Origin of the sequence: Ruminococcus sp. CAG:330, assembly GCF_000437175.1 — a bacterium.
Lineage (GTDB): Bacteria > Bacillota > Clostridia > Oscillospirales > Ruminococcaceae > Ruminococcus_C.
The window spans coordinates 1-5,442 of the sequence record NZ_FR898018.1 but is presented as its reverse complement, the minus strand read 5'-3'; the positions used below and the strand labels follow the sequence as shown (position 1 = coordinate 5,442).

General features: G+C 57.2%; 5 protein-coding genes. All 5 read right to left on the bottom strand.

From position 1 onward, the window contains the following. Nucleotides 1–239: 239 nt before the first annotated feature. Complete coding sequence (locus tag QZL66_RS03025; protein ID WP_022410289.1) at nucleotides 240–488, bottom strand: hypothetical protein; 249 nt, start codon at nucleotides 486–488, stop codon at nucleotides 240–242. 250 nt (nucleotides 489–738) lie between these two features. Further along, the gene (locus QZL66_RS03020; RefSeq protein WP_022410288.1) at nucleotides 739–1,524 is read right to left on the bottom strand and encodes a hypothetical protein; all 786 of its coding nucleotides are present in this window, start codon (nucleotides 1,522–1,524) and stop codon (nucleotides 739–741) included. Between the two features lie 306 nt (nucleotides 1,525–1,830). Then, on the bottom strand, nucleotides 1,831–2,574 hold the full coding sequence (locus QZL66_RS03015; RefSeq protein WP_293601804.1) for a hypothetical protein: 744 nt from the start codon (nucleotides 2,572–2,574) through the stop codon (nucleotides 1,831–1,833). 541 nt (nucleotides 2,575–3,115) lie between these two features. Next, entirely contained in the window at nucleotides 3,116–5,197 is a 2,082-nt protein-coding gene (locus QZL66_RS03010; protein ID WP_022410286.1) for a glycoside hydrolase family 3 C-terminal domain-containing protein, read from the bottom strand. Next, the coding region (locus QZL66_RS03005) for a hypothetical protein (protein WP_293601803.1) at nucleotides 5,184–5,442 on the bottom strand (259 nt) is incomplete at its 5' end. The genes QZL66_RS03010 and QZL66_RS03005, both read right to left, overlap by 14 nt.

Here is a 5,442-nt window from a genome sequence, read left to right as displayed (position 1 = left end):
CGCCAGCTGCGCTCAGCTGGAGCAGCCTTTTCGGGACAACGGTTCTGAAATCGTTCTGTTTCTGCACGATGCCTTTTGTTGTCCGTTTCTGTGATTTTACAGCACGCTCTGTAGGGACACGGCGTGCCGTGTCCGTCGCAGTCACCCTCCGCCATTTTCACACACAAAAAGCCCCGCCGAATCGGCAGGAGGCTTCCGATTCGGCGGGGCAATGGATGATTTTATGGGATTACCGGCGGTTAGAACGTATAGCTGTGCGTTGCCCCGTTATGTGCGGCGATGCCGTTCCGTTTCAGCTCTGCCAGAACGCTCTGCACCTGATGCTGCCACTTTGTATAGCTGGTGTTTCTGGTTTCCGTATACGGTTCCCAGTCTGCCGGAGACAGCGGATAGGAGTTCTTGACAAGATCCTGAATCTGCTGGACGGTCAGCGTTGTTCCTGCCGGAATCCGTGCGAAAATCGCTTTGATGTCTTGTGCCTGTATCATAAAAAAACTTCCTTTCGTTACGGCGCACCTGCCCGCATACGGACGTGTGTTCGGACACAGGACAGACGCATAGGGTGAATGTCGTATCAATAGTATAGCATGTTTTTCCATGGGATGCAAGTTTTCTCATAAAAAAACAAAATTTCAGCAAAACCACACAAAGCGGGGCGGCGGGCTTTGTGCGGTTTTGTTTTTTCTATTTCTTGGGGAATCCGCCGAAAAAGTTTGGGCGGACTCCCGCAAACGGCTCTTACTTGCAGAGCATGCCCAGCTTATCGTAGGGCACGACGGTCACTGCGCTGGCCTTGTCGCCGGTCAGCCGGTTCAGCAGCATACGCACCATACCGCCGTTGACGCTGGGCGAAACTACCACAGAATAGTTGGAGCGGATGCGGTCGGCGTTGGTGGTGAGACGCTCCATCATGTTAGGCATATTTACCAGATTCTGGTTCATCGCCGTGTTGATGAAGTAGACGTGTCCGCCGATGCGGTAGATGACATCGAGGACGTACTTCTTGCCGGTGTTTCTGTCCACCAGATGGCAGTCGTAGTAGATCTCGTCGATGCTGTTGCCGTAGCGGCTGTTCAGGTAGCTGACCACGTGCAGAACGTGCATGGTTTTCTGGAGGAAGGTGTCAGCGCCGGGGTTCAGGGTGACGTACATGCCCACCACATAGGCGTTGGCGGAGCAGAGCAGCCCCTGATTCCGCATTTCGTTCAGCATGGTGGTCAGGCTGCTGGGGGTCATGCCGGCATTTCTGCGGACGTCGTCAAAGTCGATGATGCCGGCGTGGTTGGTGGTGCTGGCGATCTTTCGCAGCAGCTGGAAGACATATTCCCGTGCGCCGTAGTTGTAGGACAGGGTGTTTGCCAGCGGGGTGTTCTTGTCGGGACGCTTGCCGTTTTTCGAGAGCTTGTACCCCTGAGCGCTGATGTCAAACGCCAGTCCCTTCATGGAGAGGACGCTGCCGATGTTGACAGTCTGCCGCTGGGGTGCCGGTGCGTAGTTGGTTCCGTTGTGATAAAAAGTAGCCATTTTGATACTCCTTTGTTGATTTCCCGAAATTCCTAATAGGAATCGGGCGGTTTGGATTTTTGTGTGTTCCCATCATTTTGGAACAATCTTATGATACCAGATCGGTCAGAGCGGAAAACGGTGCAGTTCAAAAATGTTCCCGCTTAGAGCTTGTTTGGTGTCTTTTTGTGTGCGGATTTTCGAGCATGATTTTGTCGGTGCCAAGGAAAAAATCCGCAGGCATACTTCCGTATGGCAAGGGTTTTTGACGCAGTCACCGGCAAAATCTGCCGAAAAGACGTGCGAAAAAAGATGCGAAACAAGCGCTTAGTTTGGGTAGAAATGTACATCATTGCACTTGGGATAGGGGGTGCAGGAGAATCCGCTCTCCCGCCGGGGCCATTTCAAGTCCGGCGGTGCTGCTGCCGGAATGGGCGCACGCCGGGGCTGCGGGGACTTCTGTGGTGCCTGTGCAGCTGCGCCGTCCTGTACCTCCTCCAGTGCGCCACGGTTCAGGCGGCAGGAGAAGATCTGATACTCGGTCTGGATGCAGGGGCGGAGAAAGTCACGGAGCCGTGCGGCAGTCGTGCCCAGTCCGTTGTCCTGCGAGATCAGCAGCACGTTGGAAGTCAGCATGTCCTGCACAAAATCGCTGATGAAGTTGGGATCGGAGAAGCCTGCGCTGCGCCCGATGCACACCCGCACCACGCCGGCACGCTCCAGCGACTGAAGCCTTGCCAGAACCCGCTGGCAGTTCTGCCGCTGCGCCGGCGTTTTCTGCCCCACGCTTTCCAGCTCTGCCAGAACGGACTGGAAAATCAGCAGCTGCGCCTGATACTGCGGCAGCACCCGTTCCGCTGCCGTCAGAAACGCCTCGCCGTCTGCACACAGCAGGCTGCATGTGTCGGCGTAGATGCGCAGGGGCTGTCTGCGGCTGCAAAACTGCATGAGCCTGTTTTCCAGAGCAGAGATGCCCTCCGGCTGACCGCTCCCGTGCATCCGCCCGCAGGCAGTGGTGAAAAAGGTGCGTGCACTGTCAAAGGCATCCGCCATTTTTTTCTGAAACATCATGTCACCTCCTTTCGGGTACATCCCTATCATACATCATGGGATACGGCAGGAAATGAGCGTGGTTCAAAAATCGGCGTTGCGTCGGGAACATGTTTCACGTGAAACATTCTACAAAAAGTATCGTGCAGAAACGAAAAGAAACGGAATCGTTGCCCCATAAGGCTGATCCAACTGAGCGCAGTTGGCGAGGTGTTCTTAGAGGGCACGTCCCTCTAAGTCGCTGTCCGCAGACAGCGAAATTCCCTGCGCCATGCTTTTGGCGCACGGGGAAGGTGGGTGAGAAAAGCGACAGCTTTTCGAGGGCGGAGCGAACAAGACCGCTCCGCCCTGTGTGCCGGTTGCTGTGTGTGATCTTGAAAACGTTCCGGTGGAACGTTTTCAACGGGTTCTTTCTTGTTTCAAAAGAAAGCGGACACGGCACGCCGTGTCCCTACGAATATATACCAATTTCAAAATGTTTCACGTGAAACAAAAAGCCCCACTCAGATGTTTCACGTGAAACATCCGGGTGAGGCTTTCTCAGAATGAAACTATGCCGGGGTTATCTGACGATCTCACAGGAAACGCAGGAAGTTCCGGAGAGGGTCTGACTCTTTTCGTCGGGCTGGCAGGTGCCGGCGTACAGGGTGAATGCGCTGCCGAACTGCTTGCGTGTGCCGTCCGCATCCACCGCCGTGAACGCACGCTCCGGCACGGCAATGCGATAGACCTTGCGCTCCCCTGCCTTGAGGAAGATGCGCTGGAATCCGCACAGACTGGGGAACGGCGTTGCCTGCGGGCAGGTGTCCTTGAGGTAGAGCTGTACCACGTCGCCGGTGTCCCATGCGCCCGCATTCTCCACGGTGACTTCTGCCACGCCGTCAGCGTAGGTCACACCGGTGCAGACGATCTTGCCGTAGGTCAGCCCGTAGCCAAAGGGATAGCGCACATTGTCACGGGTATAGCGGTAGGTTCTCCCCTGCATGCGGTAGTCGGTGAAATCCGGCAGCGCATCGGCGCTCTCGTAGAATGTCACGGGCAGCTTGCCGGAGGGCGAGATCTCCCCGAACAAAATTTCTGCCAGCGCTTTGCCGCCCTCCGAACCGGGGTACCATGCATGGATGAGCGCATCCGGCTCGGTGTCCAGCGTGATGGCGCTTCCGGCAGCGACCACCACGATCAGCGGTTTGCCGGTCTGCCGGATCTTGTCCAGCAGGATGCGCTGGGATTCCGGCAGGCGCAGGTCTTTCTTGTCGCCGGAGGAGAACTCGTTGCCGGTGTCCCCCTCTTCACCCTCCAGTGTGGCGTCCAGTCCCAGACACAGCACGACAGCATCCGCATGCTCTGCGGCAGTCACTGCCTCGGCGTAGCGATCCCCCGCCAGCGCCAGATTGGACACCCGGTCCTGATAGAGGTGGCAGCCCTCGCTGTAGAGCACTCTGCCGGGGAATGCATCCTCGATGCCCTCCAGAAATGTCACGTACCGGTCGGCAGTGCCGCAGTAGTTTCCCTCCAGCGCCGCACGGCTGTCGCTGTTGGGCCCGATGACGGCGATGGTGCGCAGGGCATCCCGCTTCAGGGGCAGCACGCCGCTGTTTTTCAGCAGCACCATGGACTGCTCCGCACAGTGCAGGGAAACGTCCTTGTGCGTCCGGCACGAAACCACTTCATAGGGGATGCTGTCGTAGGGGGTGTGCTGGTCGAACATGCCCAGCCGGATGCGTGTCCGCATGACGTGGACGCAGGCGGTGCGAATCTCCTCCGGCGAGATCAGTCCCTGATTCAGCGCCCGCAGCAGACGCTGATAGGTACAGCCGCAGTTCAGGTCGCAGCCGGAGCGAATGGCGAGTGCGGCGGACTCCTCCGGCGTTTCGGTGAGATGATGGTTCTCGTGGAAATCCCGGATTGCCCAGCAGTCGGATACGAAATAGCCGTCGAAGCCCCATTCCTTCAGCTTGCCCATGAGGAAGCTGCTGGCGCAGGATGCCTCGCCGTTGACACGGTTATAAGCACCCATGACGCTCTCCACATGGGCGTCCTTCACCAGCGCCTCGAATGCCGGCAGATAGGTTTCCTCCAGATCCTTGGGGGACGCTGTCGCATCAAAGGAATGGCGCAGGGACTCCGGCCCGCTGTGCACGGCGAAATGCTTGGCGCAGGCGGCTGTTTTCAGCACGTGTTCGTCGCCCCCCTGCAGCCCGTGGACGTATGCCTTGCCCAGCTCCGCAGTGAGGAACGGGTCTTCGCCGAAGGTCTCGTGCCCTCTGCCCCAGCGGGGGTCACGGAAGATGTTGATGTTGGGCGACCAGAGGGTCAGCCCCTTGTAAATGTCCCGGTCGCCGTGCCTGGATTCCTCCGCATATTTGGCACGTGCCTCGGTGGATGTGATGTCTGCCGCCTGCTGTGTGGATGCGGTGTCGAACATGGCAGCCAGTCCGATCGCCTGGGGGAACATGGTCGCCGTGCCGGCACGTGCCAGCCCGTGCAGCCCCTCGTTCCACCAGTTGTATGCCGGAATGCCAAGCCGTGGAATGGCGTCCGCATCGTATTTCAGCTGTCCCGCCATCTCCTCGACGGTCATCTCATCGACCAGCGCCTCTGCACGCTCCTGTGCCGAGAGCGAGGTGTCCTCATAACGCTTCATAAAAGAACCTCCGTTCCGGTGCCGAAAAGGGCACTCTTGAAATTGAGAATAGTATAGCACGCTTTGGGGAAAATAGCAATAGATTTCCCGTGAAAAAATCTATGGAAATATAGGATGGGGAAAGAAAAAATGTGGTGTCTATATCCGATGCGCCAAAAACAAAAATCATCGTGCGAAAACAGAAAGATTGAAAGAAACTGTCCCAAATAAGGCTGATCCAACTGAGCGCAGTTGGCGAGGTGTTC